We start from the raw sequence: 20,805 nt of genomic DNA, 5'->3' as shown, positions 1-20,805 counted from the left end.
TTTGAAGCCTGGCCGCAATAAGACGTTTAAACCCGCACCACCATCTCCAGCGCATCGCTATCTTGTAACCAGTCACGTGTGTTAATTCGCAGCATCTCCATAAAGGTATTTCCAGCCGTGGAAAGGCGCGCAATATTCGGGCATAAAATGCCGATACTGCTGGCCGGTAAAACTTCGCGCAAGACCAGCGGGCGCAGGTTTGGGCTGTAGCCTGGAAAACGCAGTCGCACTGACGTCCACATGCTCACCGCGTGGGTTTGTTCCATCATGCGTGCCATTATCCATGGCGATGAGCAGTGGATGATATTTTGCGGCAGCGGCAGGTTGTAGCGGCGAAATACTTGCCCAAGAATGGAATGTTCACCCGGTTCATCCCAATCCAGCCACGGGTAATCCATCAAGTTTTTCAGCGACGTAGTGTGCGTGACGGGATGCTGATTTCCGGCGATCACCGTGTTGCTCAGGGCGTACAGCGACTCGTAATACATACTGTTTTGCGAGGTGTGATTGGCCGTCGTAATCACCGCGATATCCAGCCGTTGGTTTTCCAGCGCATCGTGAATTTGCTGCGGGCGGCCTTCCATCACGATGAGTTTCACTCCCGGGTAACGAGCCTGGAATTGAATCAGCGTGTTGGTGAATGGCCCGTAAGAGGCGGCAGAGGTGAATCCCACCCGTAACTGGCGCATCGCTTTGCCGAGCAGATTGTCGATTTCATCACGTGCCTGGTGCAAAGAGCGGTCAATATCTCGGGCATGGCGCAGCAAAACCTGCCCATACTCATTTAACGTTACGCCGCGTGATGAGCGTTGCAGAATCGGCATGCCGATTTCCGCTTCCATTTCCTGAATGGTTTTAGAAATGGCGGGTTGTGTGAGGTGTAACGCCTTCGCCGCTTTACCAATGCTGCCTTGCGCTGCAACTTCCAACAAAATATCTAACTGATTTAGTTTGATTTTCAATTTTCCGTCCCGCCTGAATCATCGCCGTGGTGCAAAATTTGCTCTCTCACAATACAAATAAGATAACCAAAGGCATAACTAATTTTTATGATTGTAATGTTCTTTTTTTATGCAGATAGTTAAATCAACCCCAGTTTGTTTACATCTGAGTAACAAAAAAGGACGTGAGCATGAAACAGCGTGTCAGCTATGCCCAGGTGGATGGAGGAGTCTCATCCTCGCTTCCGTATGATGCGCCGTTGGTCCCGGAGCGCGCCAACTTTAAGTCGTTGGTGGCCGTCACTCTTGGCAATGGCCTCGAGATTTACGACTTTGCGGTTTACAGCTTTTTCTCGGTGATCATTGGTCATCTGTTTTTCCCAAGCTCCGACGATTACACCTCTTTGCTACTGGCGGTGGCGACATTTGGTGTCGGGTTTGTCATGCGCCCGCTGGGTAGCCTGGTGCTCGGTAACTACGCAGACAAGCACGGACGCAAAGCCGCGATGACGCTAATCCTCGGCCTGATGTCTTTAGGCGTGATGATGGTGGCGTTTGCGCCGACCTATCACCAGGTTGGGATCCTCGCCCCGGTTGTGTTGGTCGCGGGGCGCATGTTGCAGGGCTTTTCTGCGGGCGGTGAAGTGGGGGCGGCAACTTCCTGGCTAATGGAAGCGGGGCATAAGTCCAGCCGTGGCTCGCGGGTGAGTTGGCAGATGACTAGCCAGGGGGGAGCGGCACTGTTTGGTGCCGCAATGGGCGCGGGCTTAAGCCACGTCCTGAGCGAACAACAGCTTTACGACTGGGGTTGGCGTATCCCGTTTATTGTCGGCCTGGCGATTATGCCGATTGGTTTGTATATCCGCCGCCAGCTTGCTGAAACCCACTCGGTGACAGCCAATGTCGTGACAGAAAATCCGGCGTTGACGTTATGGCGTGAGCATCGCCGCGCCTTGTTGCTTGGCATTTTGCTGGTAATGAAAGGTACCACCACGTTTTACATCATCATTTATTACATGCCTGCTTACATGGTTAACACGCTGCATATGCCCGCCAGCACCTCATGGTGGGTGAGTTTGACGGCAGCGGCACTGACATTATTAGTGCCGTTTTTTGGCGGCAAACTGGCGGATAAACTCCCTAAACGTAAACCGATCCTGATTGGATGTGCGCTGGGATCGTTCATCCTGATTTGGCCAATCTTCGCTACGATTTTGCACGGCGCACCACTGGGCGTGACGCTGGCGCTGATAGCACTCGATCAGATCCTCGCCAATATCAGTTCGGCCGCCTTTTTCTTGTTGATCCTCGAAGCCTTCCCAAAAGCGGTTCGCGCCTCCGGTATGGCGTTGGTTTATGCCATCGGCGTTACGTTGTTTGGCGGCTTCGCTCAGTTAATCGTGACCTGGTTGCTAAAAGTCACCGGGCAACCGATGGCTCCCGCCTGGTATTTGATGTTCTGCGCCGTTGTGACTTTCGCGGCATTACTTGCCTGGCATGAACGCAAAACTTTCTGTGATGAATAAAAAGGAATAACCCTATGCTTATTAAAGAAATTCTTGATAACGAAGCAGAAATGATCGCGATTCGCCGCGATTTTCACCAACACCCGGAATTAGGTTTTGAAGAGTTCCGCACCAGCGATCGCATCGCCCAATTGCTGACGGACTGGGGTTACGAAGTGCATCGTGGCCTGGGCGGAACAGGCGTGGTAGGGACATTAAAAGTCGGCAGTGGCGGTAAGCGCCTGGGGATCCGTGCCGATATGGATGCGCTGCCGATGCAGGAGCAAACCGGGCTGCCATGGGCGAGTGTGAATGAGGGGAAAATGCATGCCTGCGGCCATGACGGACACTGCGCGATTTTATTGTCGGCGGCACGTTATCTGGCAGAACATCGCCTATTCAGCGGGACGCTGCATTTGATTTTCCAGCCGTCAGAGGAGTCTATCGGCGGCGCTAAGAGAATGATGGATGACGGCTTATTCAAGCTGTTCCCATGCGATGCGGTATTTGGCTTGCACAACTTCCCACTGTTACCCGCGGGTGAAATTGCCACTAAACCTGGCGCGTTGATGGCCTCGTCAGACAGCATGACGATCACGCTTGAAGGCAAGGGCGGCCACGGCTCGATGCCGGAGCACTGTATTGATCCAACGGTGGCGGGGGCGTCGATCGTGATGGCGCTCCAAACTATTGTCTCGCGCAATGTCGATCCGCAAGATTCAGCGGTGGTGACGGTCGGGAGCCTGCAAAGCGGCACCACGCATAACATTATCCCGCACAGCGCGGTGCTGAAGCTCAATATGCGTACCTTTAAATCTGAGGTGCGTGATGCAGTGAAACTACGCATTCAGCAGCTGGTTCATGCTCAGGCGGAAAGTTTTGGCGTGAAGGCGTCGATTGCGGTGGATTTCGGTTACCCGGTGACGGTGAATGATCCCCAGCAAACTGAGTTTGCTATGCAGATTGCCCGCGACGTTTTTGGTGCTGATAAAGTCGCGGATCCTGCGACGGTGAAAAGTGCGATGGGCAGCGAAGATTTCTCGTTCATGCTCGAAGAAGTTCCTGGCTGCTACTTGTGGTTGGGTACGGCGACCGGCAACAATGACTACTCGGTTCACCATCCTTTATATCAGTTTAACGATGCCTGTATTTCCAGCGGCGCGACCTACTGGGTCAAGCTGACTGAGTCATTCTTACGCTCGTAAATTACAACTTTCTGCTGACGGTGAATAACCCTGGGTTTTCTAGACTGAAAGAAAACGTCAGCAGAGGTTATACATGTCCTGGCAACCTTTTCTCTCAGTGATCCCAGGAGCTGTGCCTGTGGATCTCGCCGTAAAAAATATCACTTACAGCGACATAAGTGATGACTGGCCGATGAAGGATCAGGTTTCAGAACAGATCGATGATATTAACCTGCAGTTAGTCAACGATCCGACGCTTGAAGCGCCGGAGATCTTCTTAGATAGCGAGGGAAAGCGGCGCATACGCTGTCGCAATAAACTCTCGGAACTCGCTTTCCATCATCGTCCTGCCCTCGAAGAATGGCGTTGCCAGTTGGTTCCTACCGCGCTGGCACTTTGGGCTGTACAGCATCCGCTGGCGGAGCGCCTGATAAGCGGCGGGGAAATGGATATCCACAGCCGACCCTGGTTTATCCATGCCAATGATGCGCGAGGGATTCGCTCACGCGCTAAAGTGATGGCGAGTATTGCGGATATTCATCTTAATAATAGTGTCTCAGGAAATTGGGTGAGCCTGGCCTGTGGCGCGGCGGTACCGGTTTTAAAGACGCTGCGCGGGGCAAAACTCAGGGCGCAAAAATTCACTTTGTTGCTGATTGATCACGACCGGCAATCGCTGAAATTTGCCCGAGGCCTTGCGACACAATATGGGCTGGTGGAAGGGCATCATTTTCAGTTACTGATGCGCAATTTATTTGACCGGATGGTGGTCAGCGACAAACTGGTTCAGGAGTTGGGTGAACAGTCTGCGGAGCTGGTTGATGGCTTGGGGATATTTGAATATTTCTCGGAATCCGAAGCGGTGCATTTTATTCGCCACGCGCTACGTTTGGTCAAACCAGGCGGCGTATTGATCGTTTCAAATATGCTTAAAACCAGTCCGCAAATTGATTTCGCGCTGCGTTGCGTGGGCTGGACGACGATATATCCGCGAACGCTTTTCGAGCTAAGGGATATTGTTCTGGCGGCGGGAATCAGTCTGCAAAATGTCACGGTGACATTACCGAGCGATGGGGTTTATGCGGTGCTGGAAATCAATGTGAAGCAATAAACCTGCTCAGACTTTTATTCAGGAATGAGCAGGCCATCTTATTAAGACAGGTAATTCATGCCTTGTTTCAGCACAAAATCACACGCCTGAGTTTTCACTTTTTCAGCCAGGGATGAATTGCCGATGGTATTCAGATTCACCTGCTGGTCTTTACCGGTATTGAGCAGCCCCATCAAACCTTGAGTGTAATCTTGTGGCTGGCTTTCTTTGGTGCCGCTGTCTAAGCCTAGCTTATCGAGAAGCTGGTTCTTCACGTTGTCGGTATTGGTGGCGGAAACCAGCTTGTTCTTCATGCAGTACTGCAAGATACCGGCTGCGTTGGTCATGGTGTCAGCACTCAGGGCGTTAGTCCCGCCGCCGAGCAGGCTGGTCAGTGAGGCGACAGAGTTGCCAGTGGTGCCGGTATTGCTGGCGCTGGTAGATTTGCTTAACTCATTTGCCGCGCTGGAGAGCTGATCCTGCCAGCTTGCTGCCATCGCCTGACCGGCAAATACGGATGTTGCCAGCGCCAGAGCGCATAAAACCTTATTGCTTGCTTTCATCTGTTTATACTCTTTTCGATAACCTGCATTGCAGGAGAATTTTCGTCGAGTATAGCGCTTTCTCTAAGCTCATCAGAGCCAGGAGAGTTCTTAAAGCTTCCAGATTGCATGGGTTTTATGGCCCGATGTAGCGCAAGACGACTTTTACCGCCATTTCACGGTAATGCGCGGTGCTATCAACCGGCTCTGAACCATCTTCAAAGAAGTTCGAGAATGTGTAGCTGTTCGCGACATGGTAGAAGCTAAAACTACTGATCAGTCGGTGTACGTCTTTGGCCGTCACGAGTTTATTAAACAGTTGTTTTTCCTGGCCGCGGGTTAACACATCTTCGAGTAATTCCAGGGCGCTGCGGTTTATTTCACGTAGGTAGGCTGACTCTTTCACAAAGCGCCCGCGCTGCATGTTTTCCATGCAAATAATACGAATGAAATCCGGATGAGTGGCGTGGAAATCAAATGTCCATTCCACCAGTTCCACCATGGCTTCAACCGGCGGTTGATGGGAAAGATTTAGCTGGCGCTCACAGCTACGGATTTGGGTGTAGACATATTCAAGCACCTGAACATAAAGCAGTTCTTTGCTCTTGAAGTGATAAACCACCATGCGTTTTGTGGTGTTGGCCTTTTCTGCTATTTGCTCCATGCGTGCGCCGTTAAGGCCAAATTCAGCGAACAAACTAATGGCGCTGAAGAAAATCTTTTCTTTCAAACTGGCGTCATCAAAACGCTCAGGAAGATAAATTTCGTGGGTTTCCACGCAAGGCTCCTTAATGTCATCAGGCCGCTGGTACCGCCCAGGCCAGATGACATTAAAACAAGTTTGCGCGGGCAAAGCACTGATGAGTTAGCGAAGCCCTGAAACACATCACACTCGCGGGCGTTTACGGTAAAGCCAAAGCCCCGGAATAGATAAGCCAATCGATAACGCCCCCACAATAAATGACGCTTTCAGGAAGTTGGTAAGCAGCTGAATCATGAGGTCTTCGGTGTAACCAAAGTGGCTGAGTTTTACGGCTGAAATCATGGCGGTGTAGGCTGAAATTCCCGGAAACATCGGGATCACGGCGGCTACGGTAAAGACTTTGGGGTGCGCCAGGTACCAGCGCGACCACTGAATGCCGATGCTCCCGACCAGCAGCGAAGCAATAAATGTGCTCCACTCAATGTTCAGACCAGCAGTCATCATCGCCATTCTGGAGCCGTGACCAATCGCTCCGAGCAGAGCGCAATACGGCAGTGCGCGTTGCGGAACATTAAACACTAACGCAAAACCCACGGCGGGGATGGCCGCCAGCGCCATGTCTTGTAATAGCGCCAGCAAAAAGTCGATTATTCCCATCCTTTCAGCCCCCATAACGACATCGCCATCACCACACCAATGCAGGTGGCAAGCGTGAGTAAACTGGCCATTGCCCACCTGGCAAGTCCGGTATTGACGTGGCCTTTAAACATATCGGCGACAGAGTTTATCAGCGGGAAACCCGGCACCAGCAGCAACACGCTAGCTGCCATCGCAATATTAGACGTGGTGGCAAATGGCCCTTTGGCAATCAGCAAGCCTGAAATCGACGTGGCGACAAAAGCCGTAATACAGAAGTTAATCTGTGGATGTAAATGGCGTGCGGTGAGTATCAGCCGGACATACATCGCCACTGAACCTGCCAGAAACGCGATAAACGCGCCATCCCAACCGCCCTTATTGAGCTTGCAGAAACAGCCGCAGGAAAGGCCGACCATCAACACCACCAACCAACGTGGGTAACGCAGTGGTTTAATGTGCTCGAAGCGTTTTAAAACATCTTTGCAATCCAATAGCTTGTGTTCGGCCATGATCACAATGTGCTGCACCTCCGTCACCACGTGCATGTTGATGCCGCGGTCGATGTTTTTGCGCGTGGTCGTGAGGCACTGATTATCTTTGATAGTACTCAGAACAATGGCGTTCGCTGAAATGGAGCTTTCAACGCTATCCATCCCCAAAGCGATGCCCAGACGGCTGGAAAGTTCTTCAACCAGTGCGCTTTCCGCACCGTGTTGCAGCAAGAAAAGACCGCACTGAATACAGAGCCGGGTGACATCGCGCTGTAAGTTTACTTCTGTCGACATGCCTGTCCTTTAATAGATGAAAGCGGTGACGCCGCTCAAATTTTAACATCTCCCATTATTAACATAGGCCACCCCCCGTACTCAGGCGGGCCAGATCAACATTTATCCAGATAACCTATTTCGCACACTATTTCGGCGAAATATGAACTCGCCCACACTCTTAGTGTGAGTTTCGAAAAGTGCACGTTTCAGTCCGATTTTGGCCTTCTTTTTCCCTCTGATGACGATAAAAATGCATGAATGCGCATTTATGAAACATAAAAGAAACATTCATATAACCGTAGGGCAGAGAGCGTATTCTATGAAAACTCAAGTCGTCATTATTGGTGCTGGCCCGTCGGGTTTGTTGTTAGGGCAATTGCTGCACAATGCAGGAATCAGCAATATCGTGCTCGAAAGACAAACCCCCGAACATGTTTTAGGGCGTATCCGGGCGGGAGTTCTGGAAAGCGGGACTGTGGATTTATTGCGGGAGGCGGGCGTCAGTGAGCGAATGGATGCTGAAGGGTTAGTTCATGAAGGCGTTGAATTTTTGGTTGATGGTCAGCGAATCCCTGTTCCGCTCAAAGAATTGACGGGCGGAAAGACGGTTATGGTGTACGGCCAGACTGAAGTCACGCAAGATTTAATGGATGCGCGGCGGGCAACGGATGCCGTCTCAATGTATGGCGTCAGCAATGTACAATTGTTTGATGTTAAAAGTGATTCCCCATACGTCACTTTTGAAAAGCAGGGCGAAACTTACCGTATTGATTGTGACTATATTGCGGGTTGCGATGGGTTTCACGGCGTTTCACGCAAAGCCATTCCTGCACAAGTCACGCAAGAGTACGAGCGTGTTTATCCCTTTGGCTGGTTAGGCCTGTTATCTGACACACCTCCTGTGAATCATGAGTTGATTTACGCTCACCATGAGCGCGGGTTTGTTTTGTGTAGTCAGCGCTCACTAACCAGAAGCCGCTACTATTTGCAGGTTCCGCTGAGCGATAACGTGGAAGCGTGGCCCGATGAGCGCTTCTGGGACGAGCTAAAACAGCGTTTGCCACAAGAGTTGGCAGAAAAGTTAGTGACTGGTCACTCACTTGAGAAGAGTATTGCGCCGCTGCGCAGTTATGTGGTCGAGCCGATGCAGTATGGCAACCTGTTCCTGGTGGGAGATGCTGCGCATATCGTACCACCAACTGGTGCAAAAGGGCTGAATCTGGCGGCGTCTGATGTTAATTATCTGTACCGGATTTTGAAAAAGGTTTATCACGAAGGGCGAACTGACCTGCTGGAAACTTACTCACCAATGGCGCTCCGCCGGGTCTGGAAAGGCGAACGTTTTAGCTGGTTTATGACCAATCTGCTGCATGATTTTGCAGGCATGAACGCGTTTGATCGCAAGATGCAGCAGGCAGACCGGGAGTATTACCTGAAATCACGCGCCGGGCTGACGACGATTGCAGAAAACTATGTTGGGCTTGCTTTCGAATCCGTTGAATAAACTACACTTGTTCGACGCAACATTGGACAAGAGGATGGTATGAGTCTGAACACCGGTATTCCGGTCTTTAAACTTTATGGTGAAAGCCGCATTTGGCCTGCGGCGGATTTGCTGCATTGTGAGTCTATTCACAGTCGCAGCAGTCTTTATGAATGGCATATTCGTATTCATCAGCATGCCGATTTGGTTCAGTTGCTATATCTGCATAAAGGGCAGGTAGAGATAGATATTGAAGGCGAAAAGCATCATGTAGCTCATGCCTGTCTGCAAGTGGTGCCTGCATTGTGCGTACATGGTTTTAAATTTTCACCCGGTGCTCAGGGTTATATTCTTTCGTTTTCAGCGCCTTTGATCGCCCAGTTTGAACAGCAATTCGGCCGACCATTGCAAGTATTAGCGCAAGCCGCTTGCGTCCCGGTGAAGGATTCGCGCAGGCAAATTAATACGTTGTTCAGCACGTTACAGAACGAGTATCAAGGACAGGGCGAGGCACGAGATATGATGCTTCATTCGCTGATCGGTGCGCTGTTGGTCTGGCTTAATCGGCAGTGCGCTCCTGCGCCGAGTGGTAGTTCGCGTGTTGAACGAAAGCGTTCTGTTATTCATCAGTTTAATCAATTAGTGGAACGCCACTATCGAGAGCAATTATCGGTAACGCATTATGCAACGGTGGTGGGTTTATCGAGCGTTCATCTGAACAACTTGTGCCATGAGTTTTATGGCTGTAGCGCCCTTAACGTTCTGCATCAGCGCGTGTTGCTTGAAGCCAGGCGTAGTTTGCTTTATACCAGCATGACGATAAGCCAGATCTCGGAATATCTTGGATTCAGTGATGCGACTTATTTTTCTCGTTTTTTCCGCCGCTATACCGGGACGACACCAAAAGATTTTCGCAATCATCCCATTCATGAAATGTAATATATTTAATGAAAATTAATACGCTATTAACTATGGCTAATTTAAAATAAAAAGCAATTTGTAAATAATGTCACTAACGGAAATAATATTTCATCATAAATATTTCTTTCTGTTTTAAATGTTGACTGAGAAGTCTTATCCTTCCTTTTTTATAGTTTATTATATATTGGTCAAAGGAATGATATGCAAAATAATATCACTGTAAATAATATTTCCAGCCCCATAATCGTTGTGATGCCTTGTGTATTAACCGCAGCAGGAATCGTCAATACGCTACAGACTCAGTTAAAAATAAATGGATTAGTTAAGGTTATCAAACGACTGGATGAAGCTTACTCGGGGATTTTAAAAATACCTGACGTCATGGTCCTTTTAAATATCAGTGAATCAACCAGCCAACTTGCCGAAGAGATAAAATTTATTAACTGGTGCCGAACGGTACAACCTTCAGCGAATATCATTGCTTACACTCGTAATCATAAAGTCAGTGTACTGAATTATATTGCCGCTTTGGGGGTGAAAGTCATTATTTCCCAATATGAGCCAACCGCGACTTTCTCCGATCTGGTCAGTAAATCTTTTAATTCAAAATCAATGCTGTGTAGCCTGATCGTTAAAAGTATCCTGGAAGAAAGAATTACCACTGAGTTAACGGTGTGCGAAGTTCAGGTTATCGGGCAATTATTCCTTGGACATAATGTTAGCCAGGTGGCGCATAACTTAGGGCGCGATATCAGAACGGTGAGTGCGCACAAAAGGCATGCCATGGAAAAACTGGGACTAAACTGCGAGAAAGATCTTCACGTTTTAGGTTGTGCGTTGTCAGGAAAATAGCGGTTTTATAAGGAGATAAAAATGCAAGAAAGCAAAACAAGGATTTTTTTGCGTAATCCATTCTGTCGCGCGGCTATTGTAAGTAAGCGGCCATTAATGTGTGAGGGTTTGCAGGTGATTATGGCAGAGAAGGCGCCGAAGTCATCGCTGGTTTTACTGTCTGACTACTCACAGCTTACACCCGAAGTATTGCTCCAGATTGATGTCGTGGTACTAGAGTTGGACAGTTCGCTCCAAGAAGTTTTCAATGAATGTGAACTCCTTAATTCACTGAAAAATCAGTATCGACAGGTTCACTGGATTATCACCTTGCCCGCCCATTTGACAAATATCGCCATTGAACGCCTGCTGACTTCCAGAACGTCATTACTTTCTTTGCATGAGCCGATGAGCAGTTTTATTGAGCATGTCTTTAATAGCGGCGGCGAAGTCGAAAGAATTAGCAGGCTGTTATTGCAAGAGAAAGCGGCGCAATCAACCTGTGCGGAAGTGGTCAGTACGAATCTTACTTTTTCTGAGCGTCGTGTGTTACGGCTAATCAGCAAAGGTTGGCAATTGACGCAAATTGCGACTCTGCTCGAAAAAAAATTATAAAACCATCAGTGCGCAAAAAAGCAGTGCGCTGCGCCGCCTGTCATTGAAAAGTGATGCTGAAATGTTTGCCTGGATGATCAGTGAACAGGGTATGCAAGAGCTGAATTTGTCGCCGCGCAACCCGGTAATGTGAAGTTTGTCAGGTATGACTGAGGAGAGTTAGCCTATCCTCAGTTTTCTGTTTATTGGCAAACATCGACCCAATGTGCGGCGGTGAGTTCTGCCATGCGAGTTGGGGAAATCCGTACCGCGCTATGAGTCGCCCCAGCCGCGGGTAAAACCTCTTCGTACTGTTTCAGTGAAATATCACAATAAACCGTTAAAGGATTCTCCAGACCAAACGGGCAAACGCCGCCTACGGGGTGGCCTGTCCAGATAACCACTTCGTCGCTGCTTAACATGCGAGCTTTGGCACCAAATACGGTTTTGAGTTTCTTATTATCCAGACGTGCATCACCTTTCGCGACAACCAGCACGACCTGATCTTTTATTTTCAACGACAATGTTTTAGCAATTTGACCCGGTTCAACATTATGAGCCGCTGCAGCCAGGGCCACCGTTGCCGTGCTTTGGTTCAGTTCTATGATGTCGATATCAGGGGCGTTTTCGGCAAAAAATTGCCGGACGGACTGCAGGCTCATGCTTTTCTCCCATTTTAGCCAGCAAATAATTTGGCATAAGTCTGTGCTATATGTAAACCAGTGAAATTCGCCCTCTGAATACTGAGTGAAAGGGTGATGTTGTGATGTGAAATGCCTAAAGAAGCCAAAGATTCAGTGATTTCTCGATCTTCTTCACAATCACTGCAACCGGTTTCAGTAACCGGTTGCAGTGCATGAAATAGCGATGAATACTGAAACGGTCACCTTCCTGTATCCAATAATAAGAGCAGCCTATGTCTACGAATCATGCAGCCTTTAATTTGATATTTCGCTTTGTAGAAAACTACGTTAGCCCTGTCGCTGGGCGAATCTCCTCACAACGCCACGTGATGGCGATCCGTGATGGGTTTATCTCTGCGATGCCATTTATGATTGTCGGTTCGTTCCTGCTGGTCTTTGCTTATCCTCCATTCTCGCCAACCACCACCTGGGGTTTTGCGCGTGCGTGGCTGGACATGGCAAAACAGTTTGAAGGGCAAATTCTGACGCCGTTTGATATGACGATGGGCATTATGTCTATCTACATTTGTGCGGCTATTGCTTACAACCTCGGTAAACACTATGTGAAGTCGCACGGCCTTGATCCGTTCATGTGCGCGATGCTTTCGCTGATGGCATTTTTGCTGGTGGCGGCACCGAAAACCAAAGGCGTCATGCCAATGGATAGCCTTGGCGGAACGGGGATCTTCACTGCGATCCTGGTTGCGATTTATTGCGTTGAGATGATGCGTTTCCTTAAAGCGCACAATATTGGGATCAAACTCCCAGACCAGGTGCCACCGATGATCAAAAACTCTTTTGATCTCCTGATTCCGGTTCTTGTTGTGGTGCTGACGCTTTATCCGCTGAGTCTGTTTATTCAGTCGCAGTTCGATATGCTGATTCCACAAGCGATTATGTCGGTGTTTAAACCGCTGGTGTCTGCGGCTGACTCATTGCCTGCGATTCTGCTGGCGGTGCTGATTGGCCACCTGCTTTGGTTTGCCGGGATTCACGGTGCGGCTATCGTTTCCGGTATGCTGCAAATGTTCTGGCTGACCAACCTGGGTATGAACCAGAGCGCACTGGCACAAGGTGCACCGCTGCCACATATCTTTATGGAAGCGTTCTGGACGTTCTTCATTGTGGTGGGTGGTTCGGGTGCAACGATGGGGCTGGTGATTTGCTACCTGCGTAGTAAGTCAGCGCACCTGCGCTCAATTGGCCGCCTGAGTATCGTTCCTACCTGTTTCAACATTAACGAGCCGGTCATTTTCGGTACACCAATCGTTATGAACCCAGTGTTCTTTATTCCCTTCCTGCTGGCACCGATGGTGAACGCCGTTCTGGCCTGGGGAGCAATGAAGATGGATTTAATCGGGCGTGTGATTTCAGTTGTACCATGGACTGCTCCGGCACCTATCGGCGCTGCATGGGCACTGGGTTGGGACTTCCGCGCAGCAATTCTGGTGATTCTGCTGGCCGTTGTTTCTGCCATCATCTACTTCCCGTTCTTCAAAGTGTACGAGAAGCAATTGCTGGAACAAGAAGCAGAAGAAGCACAAAAAGCGTCTGGCGAAGAGAGCCAACAGGCGGCTTAATTGGATAGTGAGAAATGAGATGAAACGGTGGGGAAACCCGCCGTTTTGTTTTATGACTTTAAAGTGCAATCACCGCAGCGTTGAACATCCGGCAGTTTATAGCGCTGGCAGCAAGTACGACGTACCAACAAACCTTCACGAAGGATAACGGTGCGATAGAGCGGGTTGTCCTGGCCGTTTTTCAGCTGTTTTTCAAAGAAACAGGCGTGGCGTAACTCGGCAATTGTGGATTCATCCAGCAGTTCTCTAAGCTCACCAAAAAACCAGTTCAGCAAATATCCAGTATTACTCCAGATAAGTTTCCCGTTAATTTCGCCGCTATTTTCCAGAGCATCAACCACCGGCATTAGCCCGGTAACAAGCAACTTTTCCAGGCGTTGAACTAACGGCTGCGTGGTGGCAACTTTGTCTTCCTGAATATCTAACCAGAAAGTGGCGGCTCTACCCGTTTCGTGGAATTCAACCTGAATTCGCTGAGGATCGATATCCAACGCCCGCGGCTGCGTCACGAGTGCCATCACCAACGGCGGGACCAGTAAACCCAGATACCATTGCGCCCACAGTGACTTTAGCGGTTTTCCCTCACGGGCAAGCTGTGGCTGATTACGATAAATATGATCACTGTAGCTGGCAAGAAGGGAGGCAAGGGTTGCTGGTTGCGACCATTGGCGGAGAGTCAGGCTGTTTGCGGGCGCAGATTCGTTGAGTTTGATGATGTCGTTGAAATAGGGTCTGTGCGCGGTGAATGATGCCCGTAGCTCATCCGCAAGCGTGGGTTGTACGCTCGCAAAAGGCGGTTGCCACGCCAGATAATCATCAAACTGTGTAGATTGAAACGCCATCGACAAACAAGACCACTAATACAAATGATAATGATTGCCAATCCTATCTATAGATAATGCCTTTGGCAAGGCCATTTTATGCGCAATAAAAAAGGGAGGAAGTTATGCGGTATTGGTTTAAGCCGGTAGCAGTGAATCGCTAATCAGGATGCTATTACGACCCTGACGTTTTGCCCGATAGAGTGCGGTATCTGCCTGGCGGAGTGCTTCTTCAATATCGGAATGCTCAAGTGCTGCGATACCAATACTGGCGGTCACATGAGTGGCGACGTCGTCATTAAACAGGTGAGGGATTTTCAAATCGTACACGCGTTGGCGAATTCGCTCTGCCGTTTGAATGGCGCGTTCGGCATCAATATCCGTCAGCAATATCATAAATTCTTCACCTCCATAGCGCGTAACGACATCACGTGAGCGAACTGCATCGCGAATCGCGGCTGAAACATGCGTCAGAGCCTGGTCGCCCATGCTGTGGCCGTAGTTGTCGTTGTAGGCTTTGAAATGATCAATATCTAACAGCAGAACGAAATGCTGGCCTGAGCCTAACGCCAGGATGGTATCAAGACGGTTACGGAACCCACGGCGGTTATACAAACCCGTGAGTGGATCGAGCATACTCAAATCATTAAGCGTTTCTTTTTCTTCGAGTAATTTATCCATCAATCGACGGGTGAAATTATCATTACGTTTCTGAATGATATGTTGAATCGTGATGCCAATACCGGGGAGGACGACTGAATACAATACACGTGGCCAGTTTTCGCCATGGTCGAGCCATAAAATGACGGCGGTTGCGGGCAAGCATGATGCGAAAAAGGCCTGGATATTATTGATAAAAGAAATCGAGCCAATAAATAATATCGCCAATAAAGCGATAATGAGGAAATTAAGATCGACGACAGGCATCGCACTGACTTTTATATAGATATGCCAGGCCCAAAGCAGCCCAATAATTAACGAAACCACATTAATATTAATTAGTTTCTTTTTGTTAATGAACTGCCAAAGCAGACACGACAGGCTGATCACCAGCACCATGATGATGGGCGCGGTGAAATGTTGAGTGTTGGCTGACGGCGATACGATACTAAATCCCGCAGAGAATGCGTTCAGTAATAAAAATAAACGCAACGAGAGTTGATGCTTCCCTTTGAGTAATGCGCGCCAGGTTGTTGCTGTCATATCAGAATAGTTCTTACACTCATGCTCAACGTTATGTTGTTGAATAATATTATAAAAAGAGATAGGCGAAGTGATGATTCAATGTGATTATATATTTTTTATTTATGGATTTAACATCGTTGCTCAATCTATCACCTTAAGGAAAATATGTCATCAGATGATGAGGAATGCTTAACATTTCTAATGTAAAACGGTGAATACACCAGGCTGACAAACGAGAAATTATATCATATGATATTGGTTATCATTACCACTTGGTGCAATAGCTATGATTTTACAACGGCGGTTAGAAAGCGGGTGGGGAGTATTGATTCCTGGAGGGATTGTCGCTGCTTTGCTGTGTCTTGATCTTACGTTTAGCGAGTGGCGAGTGCTGATTGTATTGGGGTTATTGGCGACCACGGGCATGTTGTACCATAAACGGTTACGTCATTTTGTGCTGTTGCCATCATGCGTTGCATTTGCCAGTGGGCTTGCGCTTGTGATGATGAATCTGGAAGCAATGAAATAGGGAAGTAAAACTGAGAATGACAAGAGTGAAGCGAGAAGAGGGTGATAAGAGTTGGTGCGAAGAGAGGGACTTGAACCCTCACGCCCGTTAGAGCACTAACACCTGAAGCTAGCGCGTCTACCAATTCCGCCACCTTCGCAAATCAAGTCTTATCTAAGATATCGCCTTCGCATTGGTGCGAAGAGAGGGACTTGAACCCTCACGTCCGTAAGAACACTAACACCTGAAGCTAGCGCGTCTACCAATTCCGCCACCTTCGCATACCCACAACACCGAAGTATTGTAACCACGGAGGCGCATTCTAGATGTTTTCTGCGCGTCGTCAACAGTTAATTTAGCGCCGCTTTTCTAATCGCTGCAAAAAGCGGCACAACAAAGTGTTAGCGCTTCTTCACGCCACGCATAACAACTGAGCGGTAAACTTTGAAACGACCTGTCTGGGCGATAACTTCGTGGTTGCCAAACGTTTCATCCAGCACGTCTGGATACGCCAGGAAGGCGTTAGCCACGATACGCAATTCACCGCCCATATTCAGATGACGAACCGCACCACGAATCAGCTGGTGAGCTGCATCAAGGCTGGTTTGCAGGCCATCATGGAATGGTGGGTTAGAGATAATCATATCAAAACGACCATTCACTTCGGAATAGACGTTACTGGCAATAACTTCGCCTTCGATTTCATTGGCAGCAAGCGTTGCACGGCTCGCAGCAACGGCTGGAGCAGAAACATCACATAAAGTCAGACGGACTTTTGGGGAATGTTTGGCAAGCGTTACTGCCAGCACACCCGCACCACAACCGACATCCAGCACTTTGCCTTTAGTATGCGCAGTGAGCGTGGAAAGCAGCAGTTTACTGCCGGTATCCAGGCCATCACGGCTAAACACGCCTGGCAGAGTTTTGATCGTCATATCATTGTGTTGATATTCATCCCACCAGGAATGTTCATCAAATTGCGGTTGTTTTTCCAGACGACCGTGATAGAAGCCGCAACGACGCGCGCTGTCGATTTTATTGAGCGGGCTGAATTCTGCGAGCATTTGCTCAGCACTACGAACGCCGCTGCGGTTTTCACCGACCACAAAAATGTCGCTGCCAACCGGCATTAACGACAAAATGTTCATCAACTGGAACTGAGCTTCTGGCTTGTTCTTCGGCCAGTAATAAATCAGGGTATTGCAATCGCCAAGGGTGCTGGCATCAGCCACCAGGCCATATTGCGCGTCTTCGCCCATCTGTGCGCTTAAAACCTGCCAGTGGTGAAATTGTTGTGTATGGACGCGACTTGCAGCCGTTTCAAAACGGGCCGGCAGATCGTCTTGTAAATCACCGGCAAACAGCACGCGGCTCTCGGTAAAATCATCGCTATGGCGCAGCAGCACTTCACTTGCCGGGGTTAACGCAGACATCAGGACACTCCTATTAAAGCAGAGCGGCGATTATAGAGCTTTAATGGCGCATATTCGATGAATTTGCTATATTTGCGCCCCAATTGGCACTCTCAACAGGTTTCGCTATGCCTCATATACCTTTGCGACGTGACTGGTTGTTACAACAACTGGGCATTACCCAATGGGAGCTGCGACGTCCGGCCGCGTTACAGGGCGAAATTGCCGTCTCACTGCATGAAAACGTCAAATTACTGATGGTTGCCGAAGACCTTCCGGATCTCAGAGATCCGTTGGTAAACGATGTTTTACGCAGTTTAAATCTGAGCGTACAGCAGGTTATGCAACTGACGCCTGAACGAGCTGCAATGCTGCCAACTGACAGCCGCTGTAATAGCTGGCGATTGGGTGTGAGTGAAACGCTCCCCACTCCAGGTGCGCAGTTAGCGACTCCCGAGTTAAACGAGCTTTATCACAATGGCGCGGCGCGAAAGGCGCTGTGGCAGCAAATTTGCGAACATGAAAACGATTTCTTCCCTCACCACCAGTGACTTGAGCCAGGCATACGCCATTGAACTTCGCAGCCATGCTTTCCCGTGGAGTGAAAAGACCTTCGCCAGTAACGAAGGTGAGCGCTATTTAAATTTACGTCTCGACGTAGATGGCAAGATGGCGGCGTTTGCAGTGACGCAAGTCGTACTGGATGAAGCGACGCTGTTTAATATTGCGGTCGATCCTGATTTTCAACGTCAGGGTTTGGGCCGCCAGTTGCTGGAGCATTTAATCAGCGAACTGGAAAAGCGAGATGTGTTTACCCTCTGGCTTGAAGTGCGCGCGTCGAACACGGCAGCGATTGCACTCTATGAGAGCCTGGGGTTTAACGAGGCGACGATTCGCCGTAACTACTACCCCACAAAAGAGGGTCGCGAAGATGCCATCATCATGGCATTACCGTTAGGCTAATTTGAAAAAGGTGTGTTGATGAACTGGGACTGGATTTTATTTGATGCTGACGAAACGTTATTTACCTTCGACGCTTTCGGCGGCCTACAGCGGATGTTTCTTGATTATAGCGTGACGTTTACCGCTGAAGATTTCCAGGATTACCAGGCTGTTAACAAACCTTTGTGGGTCGATTATCAGAACGGTGCCATTAGCGCCCTTCATTTGCAGCATCAGCGTTTTCAGGGTTGGTCGGAAAGATTGTCGGTGCCTGCAGGCGATTTAAATGCCGCTTTCCTCAACGCGATGGCTGAGATTTGCGTGCCATTGCCTGGCGCGGTGTCTTTACTTAATGCCCTAAAAGATAAAGTAAAAATAGGCATTATCACCAACGGCTTTACGGCGTTGCAGCAAATTCGACTTGAGCGTACCGGCCTGCGGGATTACTTCGATTTGTTGGTGATTTCTGAACAAGTAGGTGTTGCAAAACCCGATCGTAAAATTTTTGACTATACCTTTGAGCAAATGGGCCATCCGCCGCGCGATCGCGTATTGATGGTTGGCGATACCGCAGAATCCGATATTTTAGGCGGCATGAATGCGGGAATTGCGACCTGCTGGCTCAATGCCCACGCAAGAAGCTTGCCGGAAGGCATCCGACCGACCTGGGAAGTTGCCTCATTAAATGAACTGGAGCAATTGTTGTGTAATTGATGAATGCATCGACGCTGATTGTTAAACCTGACCCGATGGGTAAAATAGCCGCCAGGTAATGTTCATTTGCCGCGCAGCTTTGCCTGTGCGCAATTCACAGAAGATTCTATTATGACTTTGTCTCCTTTTTTACAAGAAGTGGGGAAACGCCGCACTTTTGCGATCATTTCTCACCCCGATGCCGGTAAAACGACTATCACTGAAAAAGTGTTGTTGTTTGGACAGGCCATTCAAACCGCAGGTACGGTAAAAGGCCGTGGCTCCAGCCAGCATGCAAAATCTGACTGGATGGAAATGGAAAAGCAGCGTGGTATTTCGATTACCACCTCGGTAATGCAATTCCCGTATCGCGATAGCCTGGTTAACCTGCTCGATACCCCAGGGCACGAAGACTTCTCCGAAGATACTTATCGTACTCTGACTGCGGTTGACTGCTGTTTGATGGTTATCGACGCCGCGAAAGGTGTAGAAGATCGTACCCGTAAGCTGATGGAAGTTACCCGTCTGCGTGATACGCCGATCCTCACCTTTATGAACAAACTCGACCGCGATATTCGCGACCCGATGGAAGTGATGGATGAAGTTGAACGTGAGCTGAAAATCGCCTGTTCACCGATCACATGGCCAATCGGTTGTGGCAAGTTGTTCAAAGGCGTTTATCACCTTTATAAAGATGAAACCTATCTCTACCAGACCGGTAAAGGCCACACCATCCAGGAAGTGCGCATTGTTAAAGGGTTAGATAACCCTGAGCTGGACGCGGCTGTAGGTGAAGACCTGGCGGCGCAATTGCGTGACGAACTGGAACTGGTTCAGGGTGCTTCTCACGAATTTGACCGCGAGTTGTTCCTGGAAGGCGAACTGACCCCGGTCTTCTTCGGTACTGCATTGGGTAACTTTGGTGTTGACCATATGCTCGATGGCCTGGTTGAGTGGGCGCCTGCGCCAATGCCGCGTAAAACTGATACGCGTGTTGTGGAAGCGGCGGAAGATAAGTTCACCGGTTTTGTGTTTAAGATTCAGGCCAACATGGACCCGAAACACCGTGACCGCGTTGCGTTTATGCGTGTGGTTTCCGGTAAATACGAAAAAGGCATGAAACTGCGCCAGGTTCGTACCGGCAAAGATGTGGTGATTTCTGACGCGCTGACCTTTATGGCCGGTGACCGTTCGCACGTTGAAGAAGCCTTCCCTGGCGATATCATCGGCTTGCATAACCACGGCACCATCCAGATCGGCGACACCTTCACCCAGGGCGAGATGATGAAGTTCACCGGTATTCCGAACTTCGCGCCGGAACTGTTCCGTCGTATTCGTCTGCGTGATCCGTTGAAACAGAAACAGTTGCTCAAAGGTCTGGTGCAGCTTTCTGAAGAAGGCGCGGTTCAGGTGTTCCGCCCAATCGCTAACAACGATCTGATTGTTGGCGCGGTCGGTGTGCTGCAGTTTGACGTCGTTGTGGCGCGCCTGAAAAGCGAATACAACGTGGAAGCGATTTACGAGTCCGTAAACGTTTCGACGGCGCGTTGGGTTGAAAGCACTGACGTGAAGAAGTTTGAAGAATTCAAACGGAAAAACGAAATGCAGTTGGCGCTTGATGGCGGCGATAACCTTGCTTATATCGCTCCAACCATGGTCAACCTGAACCTGACACAAGATCGTTACCCAGAAGTAACGTTCCGTAAAACTCGCGAGCACTAATCGTCTCTCAGGGCGCGGCAGCCGTCGCGTCCTGCTACTTTTCCCGTCTTATTAATCCC

General features: G+C 49.2%; 22 protein-coding genes and 2 tRNA genes. 13 read left to right on the top strand and 11 right to left on the bottom strand.

The features are described 5' to 3' along the window. Window positions 1-26 precede the first annotated feature (26 nt). Window positions 27-962, bottom strand: coding sequence for a LysR family transcriptional regulator (locus GBAG_RS17550; protein ID WP_034498685.1), 936 nt, complete (start codon window positions 960-962; stop codon window positions 27-29). A gap of 170 nt (window positions 963-1,132) precedes the next feature. On the opposite strand from GBAG_RS17550, the gene GBAG_RS17545 reads away from it, so the two are divergent. The 3 genes from GBAG_RS17545 (at window position 1,133) to GBAG_RS17535 (ending at window position 4,741) form a co-directional block, all read left to right on the top strand. Continuing rightward, window positions 1,133-2,467: an MFS transporter gene (locus GBAG_RS17545; RefSeq protein ID WP_051873749.1), complete on the top strand. Its 1,335-nt coding sequence runs from the start codon at window positions 1,133-1,135 to the stop codon at window positions 2,465-2,467. 14 nt (window positions 2,468-2,481) lie between these two features. Continuing rightward, a complete protein-coding gene (locus GBAG_RS17540; RefSeq protein ID WP_034498682.1) occupies window positions 2,482-3,651 on the top strand; it encodes a M20 aminoacylase family protein in 1,170 nt (389 codons plus the stop codon). Window positions 3,652-3,769: 118 nt separating this feature from the next. Further along, window positions 3,770-4,741, top strand: a complete 972-nt coding sequence (locus GBAG_RS17535) for a class I SAM-dependent methyltransferase (protein ID WP_345702279.1) — start codon at window positions 3,770-3,772, stop codon at window positions 4,739-4,741. Between the two features lie 41 nt (window positions 4,742-4,782). Here the strand turns inward: GBAG_RS17535 and GBAG_RS17530 are convergent, their stop codons facing one another. The 4 genes from GBAG_RS17530 to GBAG_RS17515 all read right to left on the bottom strand — a co-directional run bounded on the left by GBAG_RS17530 (window position 4,783) and on the right by GBAG_RS17515 (window position 7,389). Further along, on the bottom strand, window positions 4,783-5,283 hold the full coding sequence (locus tag GBAG_RS17530) for a YjjA family protein (RefSeq protein WP_034498677.1): 501 nt from the start codon (window positions 5,281-5,283) through the stop codon (window positions 4,783-4,785). A 115-nt stretch (window positions 5,284-5,398) separates the two neighbouring features. Beyond that, a complete protein-coding gene (locus GBAG_RS17525; protein WP_081908431.1) occupies window positions 5,399-6,040 on the bottom strand; it encodes a TetR/AcrR family transcriptional regulator in 642 nt (213 codons plus the stop codon). A 108-nt stretch (window positions 6,041-6,148) separates the two neighbouring features. Then, window positions 6,149-6,622 carry a threonine/serine exporter gene (locus GBAG_RS17520; RefSeq protein WP_034498674.1) on the bottom strand — a complete coding sequence of 158 codons (474 nt, stop codon included), beginning with the start codon at window positions 6,620-6,622 and terminating at the stop codon, window positions 6,149-6,151. Then, window positions 6,613-7,389, bottom strand: a complete 777-nt coding sequence (locus GBAG_RS17515) for a threonine/serine exporter family protein (RefSeq protein ID WP_034498672.1) — start codon at window positions 7,387-7,389, stop codon at window positions 6,613-6,615. Before GBAG_RS17515 ends, GBAG_RS17520 begins: the two co-directional genes overlap by 10 nt. 301 nt (window positions 7,390-7,690) lie before the next feature. Between GBAG_RS17515 and pobA the strand changes: the two genes are divergently transcribed. The 4 genes from pobA (at window position 7,691) to GBAG_RS17495 (ending at window position 11,221) form a co-directional block, all read left to right on the top strand. Further along, a complete protein-coding gene (gene pobA, locus GBAG_RS17510; RefSeq protein ID WP_034498669.1) occupies window positions 7,691-8,875 on the top strand; it encodes a 4-hydroxybenzoate 3-monooxygenase in 1,185 nt (394 codons plus the stop codon). Between the two features lie 39 nt (window positions 8,876-8,914). Beyond that, window positions 8,915-9,793 (top strand): helix-turn-helix domain-containing protein, encoded by an 879-nt coding sequence (locus GBAG_RS17505; protein WP_034498666.1) that lies wholly within the window; start codon window positions 8,915-8,917, stop codon window positions 9,791-9,793. A gap of 183 nt (window positions 9,794-9,976) precedes the next feature. Continuing rightward, window positions 9,977-10,627, top strand: a complete 651-nt coding sequence (locus GBAG_RS17500; protein WP_034498664.1) for a LuxR C-terminal-related transcriptional regulator — start codon at window positions 9,977-9,979, stop codon at window positions 10,625-10,627. Between the two features lie 21 nt (window positions 10,628-10,648). After that, on the top strand, window positions 10,649-11,221 hold the full coding sequence (locus tag GBAG_RS17495) for a response regulator transcription factor (protein WP_051873748.1): 573 nt from the start codon (window positions 10,649-10,651) through the stop codon (window positions 11,219-11,221). 182 nt (window positions 11,222-11,403) lie between these two features. Here the strand turns inward: GBAG_RS17495 and GBAG_RS17490 are convergent, their stop codons facing one another. Further along, window positions 11,404-11,862 (bottom strand): YbaK/EbsC family protein, encoded by a 459-nt coding sequence (locus GBAG_RS17490; RefSeq protein WP_034498661.1) that lies wholly within the window; start codon window positions 11,860-11,862, stop codon window positions 11,404-11,406. Window positions 11,863-12,116: 254 nt separating this feature from the next. Here GBAG_RS17490 and GBAG_RS17485 point away from each other — a divergent pair, with 254 nt between their 5' ends. Continuing rightward, window positions 12,117-13,463: a PTS sugar transporter subunit IIC gene (locus GBAG_RS17485; RefSeq protein ID WP_034498658.1), complete on the top strand. Its 1,347-nt coding sequence runs from the start codon at window positions 12,117-12,119 to the stop codon at window positions 13,461-13,463. A 50-nt stretch (window positions 13,464-13,513) separates the two neighbouring features. On the opposite strand, the gene fhuF is transcribed toward GBAG_RS17485, so the two are convergent. Beyond that, the gene (gene fhuF / locus GBAG_RS17480; RefSeq protein WP_034498656.1) at window positions 13,514-14,305 is read right to left on the bottom strand and encodes a siderophore-iron reductase FhuF; all 792 of its coding nucleotides are present in this window, start codon (window positions 14,303-14,305) and stop codon (window positions 13,514-13,516) included. A gap of 117 nt (window positions 14,306-14,422) precedes the next feature. Continuing rightward, entirely contained in the window at window positions 14,423-15,487 is a 1,065-nt protein-coding gene (locus tag GBAG_RS17475; RefSeq protein ID WP_034498652.1) for a GGDEF domain-containing protein, read from the bottom strand. Window positions 15,488-15,758: 271 nt separating this feature from the next. Between GBAG_RS17475 and GBAG_RS17470 the strand changes: the two genes are divergently transcribed. Beyond that, a complete protein-coding gene (locus GBAG_RS17470) occupies window positions 15,759-15,998 on the top strand; it encodes a DUF1435 domain-containing protein (protein WP_168419551.1) in 240 nt (79 codons plus the stop codon). A 52-nt stretch (window positions 15,999-16,050) separates the two neighbouring features. Here the strand turns inward: GBAG_RS17470 and GBAG_RS17465 are convergent. The 3 genes from GBAG_RS17465 to rsmC all read right to left on the bottom strand — a co-directional run bounded on the left by GBAG_RS17465 (window position 16,051) and on the right by rsmC (window position 17,410). After that, a tRNA-Leu gene (locus GBAG_RS17465) sits at window positions 16,051-16,137 on the bottom strand. A 34-nt stretch (window positions 16,138-16,171) separates the two neighbouring features. Continuing rightward, a tRNA-Leu gene (locus tag GBAG_RS17460) sits at window positions 16,172-16,258 on the bottom strand. 120 nt (window positions 16,259-16,378) lie between these two features. Further along, window positions 16,379-17,410 carry a 16S rRNA (guanine(1207)-N(2))-methyltransferase RsmC gene (gene rsmC, locus GBAG_RS17455; RefSeq protein ID WP_034498648.1) on the bottom strand — a complete coding sequence of 344 codons (1,032 nt, stop codon included), beginning with the start codon at window positions 17,408-17,410 and terminating at the stop codon, window positions 16,379-16,381. Window positions 17,411-17,517: 107 nt separating this feature from the next. Here rsmC and GBAG_RS17450 point away from each other — a divergent pair, with 107 nt between their 5' ends. The 4 genes from GBAG_RS17450 (at window position 17,518) to prfC (ending at window position 20,746) form a co-directional block, all read left to right on the top strand. Beyond that, window positions 17,518-17,940: a DNA polymerase III subunit psi gene (locus GBAG_RS17450; RefSeq protein ID WP_034498646.1), complete on the top strand. Its 423-nt coding sequence runs from the start codon at window positions 17,518-17,520 to the stop codon at window positions 17,938-17,940. After that, a complete protein-coding gene (gene rimI, locus GBAG_RS17445; protein ID WP_034498644.1) occupies window positions 17,909-18,352 on the top strand; it encodes a ribosomal protein S18-alanine N-acetyltransferase in 444 nt (147 codons plus the stop codon). Before GBAG_RS17450 ends, rimI begins: the two co-directional genes overlap by 32 nt. 18 nt (window positions 18,353-18,370) lie before the next feature. Further along, window positions 18,371-19,045 (top strand): pyrimidine 5'-nucleotidase, encoded by a 675-nt coding sequence (gene yjjG, locus GBAG_RS17440; RefSeq protein WP_034498642.1) that lies wholly within the window; start codon window positions 18,371-18,373, stop codon window positions 19,043-19,045. Window positions 19,046-19,156: 111 nt separating this feature from the next. Beyond that, a complete protein-coding gene (gene prfC, locus GBAG_RS17435; RefSeq protein ID WP_034498707.1) occupies window positions 19,157-20,746 on the top strand; it encodes a peptide chain release factor 3 in 1,590 nt (529 codons plus the stop codon). The last annotated feature ends 59 nt before the right edge of the window (window positions 20,747-20,805 follow it).

It is taken from the genome of Buttiauxella agrestis ATCC 33320, assembly GCF_000735355.1.
Taxonomy (GTDB): domain Bacteria; phylum Pseudomonadota; class Gammaproteobacteria; order Enterobacterales; family Enterobacteriaceae; genus Buttiauxella; species Buttiauxella agrestis.
Note: the sequence above shows the minus strand (reverse complement) of the source record. Positions and strands in the feature narration are given on the sequence as shown.

Excerpts from the sequence above, each read along its gene's own strand:
- GBAG_RS17545 (WP_051873749.1), top strand. The coding sequence starts at position 1,133 with ATGAAACAGCGTGTCAGCTATGCCCAGGTGGATGGAGGAGTCTCATCC.
- GBAG_RS17540 (WP_034498682.1), top strand. The coding sequence starts at position 2,482 with ATGCTTATTAAAGAAATTCTTGATAACGAAGCAGAAATGATCGCGATT.
- GBAG_RS17530 (WP_034498677.1), bottom strand. The coding sequence starts at position 5,283 with ATGAAAGCAAGCAATAAGGTTTTATGCGCTCTGGCGCTGGCAACATCC.
- GBAG_RS17520 (WP_034498674.1), bottom strand. The coding sequence starts at position 6,622 with ATGGGAATAATCGACTTTTTGCTGGCGCTATTACAAGACATGGCGCTG.
- GBAG_RS17515 (WP_034498672.1), bottom strand. The coding sequence starts at position 7,389 with ATGTCGACAGAAGTAAACTTACAGCGCGATGTCACCCGGCTCTGTATT.
- pobA (WP_034498669.1), top strand. The coding sequence starts at position 7,691 with ATGAAAACTCAAGTCGTCATTATTGGTGCTGGCCCGTCGGGTTTGTTG.
- GBAG_RS17505 (WP_034498666.1), top strand. The coding sequence starts at position 8,915 with ATGAGTCTGAACACCGGTATTCCGGTCTTTAAACTTTATGGTGAAAGC.
- GBAG_RS17500 (WP_034498664.1), top strand. The coding sequence starts at position 9,977 with ATGCAAAATAATATCACTGTAAATAATATTTCCAGCCCCATAATCGTT.
- GBAG_RS17495 (WP_051873748.1), top strand. The coding sequence starts at position 10,649 with ATGCAAGAAAGCAAAACAAGGATTTTTTTGCGTAATCCATTCTGTCGC.
- GBAG_RS17490 (WP_034498661.1), bottom strand. The coding sequence starts at position 11,862 with ATGAGCCTGCAGTCCGTCCGGCAATTTTTTGCCGAAAACGCCCCTGAT.
- GBAG_RS17485 (WP_034498658.1), top strand. The coding sequence starts at position 12,117 with ATGTCTACGAATCATGCAGCCTTTAATTTGATATTTCGCTTTGTAGAA.
- fhuF (WP_034498656.1), bottom strand. The coding sequence starts at position 14,305 with ATGGCGTTTCAATCTACACAGTTTGATGATTATCTGGCGTGGCAACCG.
- GBAG_RS17475 (WP_034498652.1), bottom strand. The coding sequence starts at position 15,487 with ATGACAGCAACAACCTGGCGCGCATTACTCAAAGGGAAGCATCAACTC.
- rsmC (WP_034498648.1), bottom strand. The coding sequence starts at position 17,410 with ATGTCTGCGTTAACCCCGGCAAGTGAAGTGCTGCTGCGCCATAGCGAT.
- GBAG_RS17450 (WP_034498646.1), top strand. The coding sequence starts at position 17,518 with ATGCCTCATATACCTTTGCGACGTGACTGGTTGTTACAACAACTGGGC.
- rimI (WP_034498644.1), top strand. The coding sequence starts at position 17,909 with ATGAAAACGATTTCTTCCCTCACCACCAGTGACTTGAGCCAGGCATAC.
- yjjG (WP_034498642.1), top strand. The coding sequence starts at position 18,371 with ATGAACTGGGACTGGATTTTATTTGATGCTGACGAAACGTTATTTACC.
- prfC (WP_034498707.1), top strand. The coding sequence starts at position 19,157 with ATGACTTTGTCTCCTTTTTTACAAGAAGTGGGGAAACGCCGCACTTTT.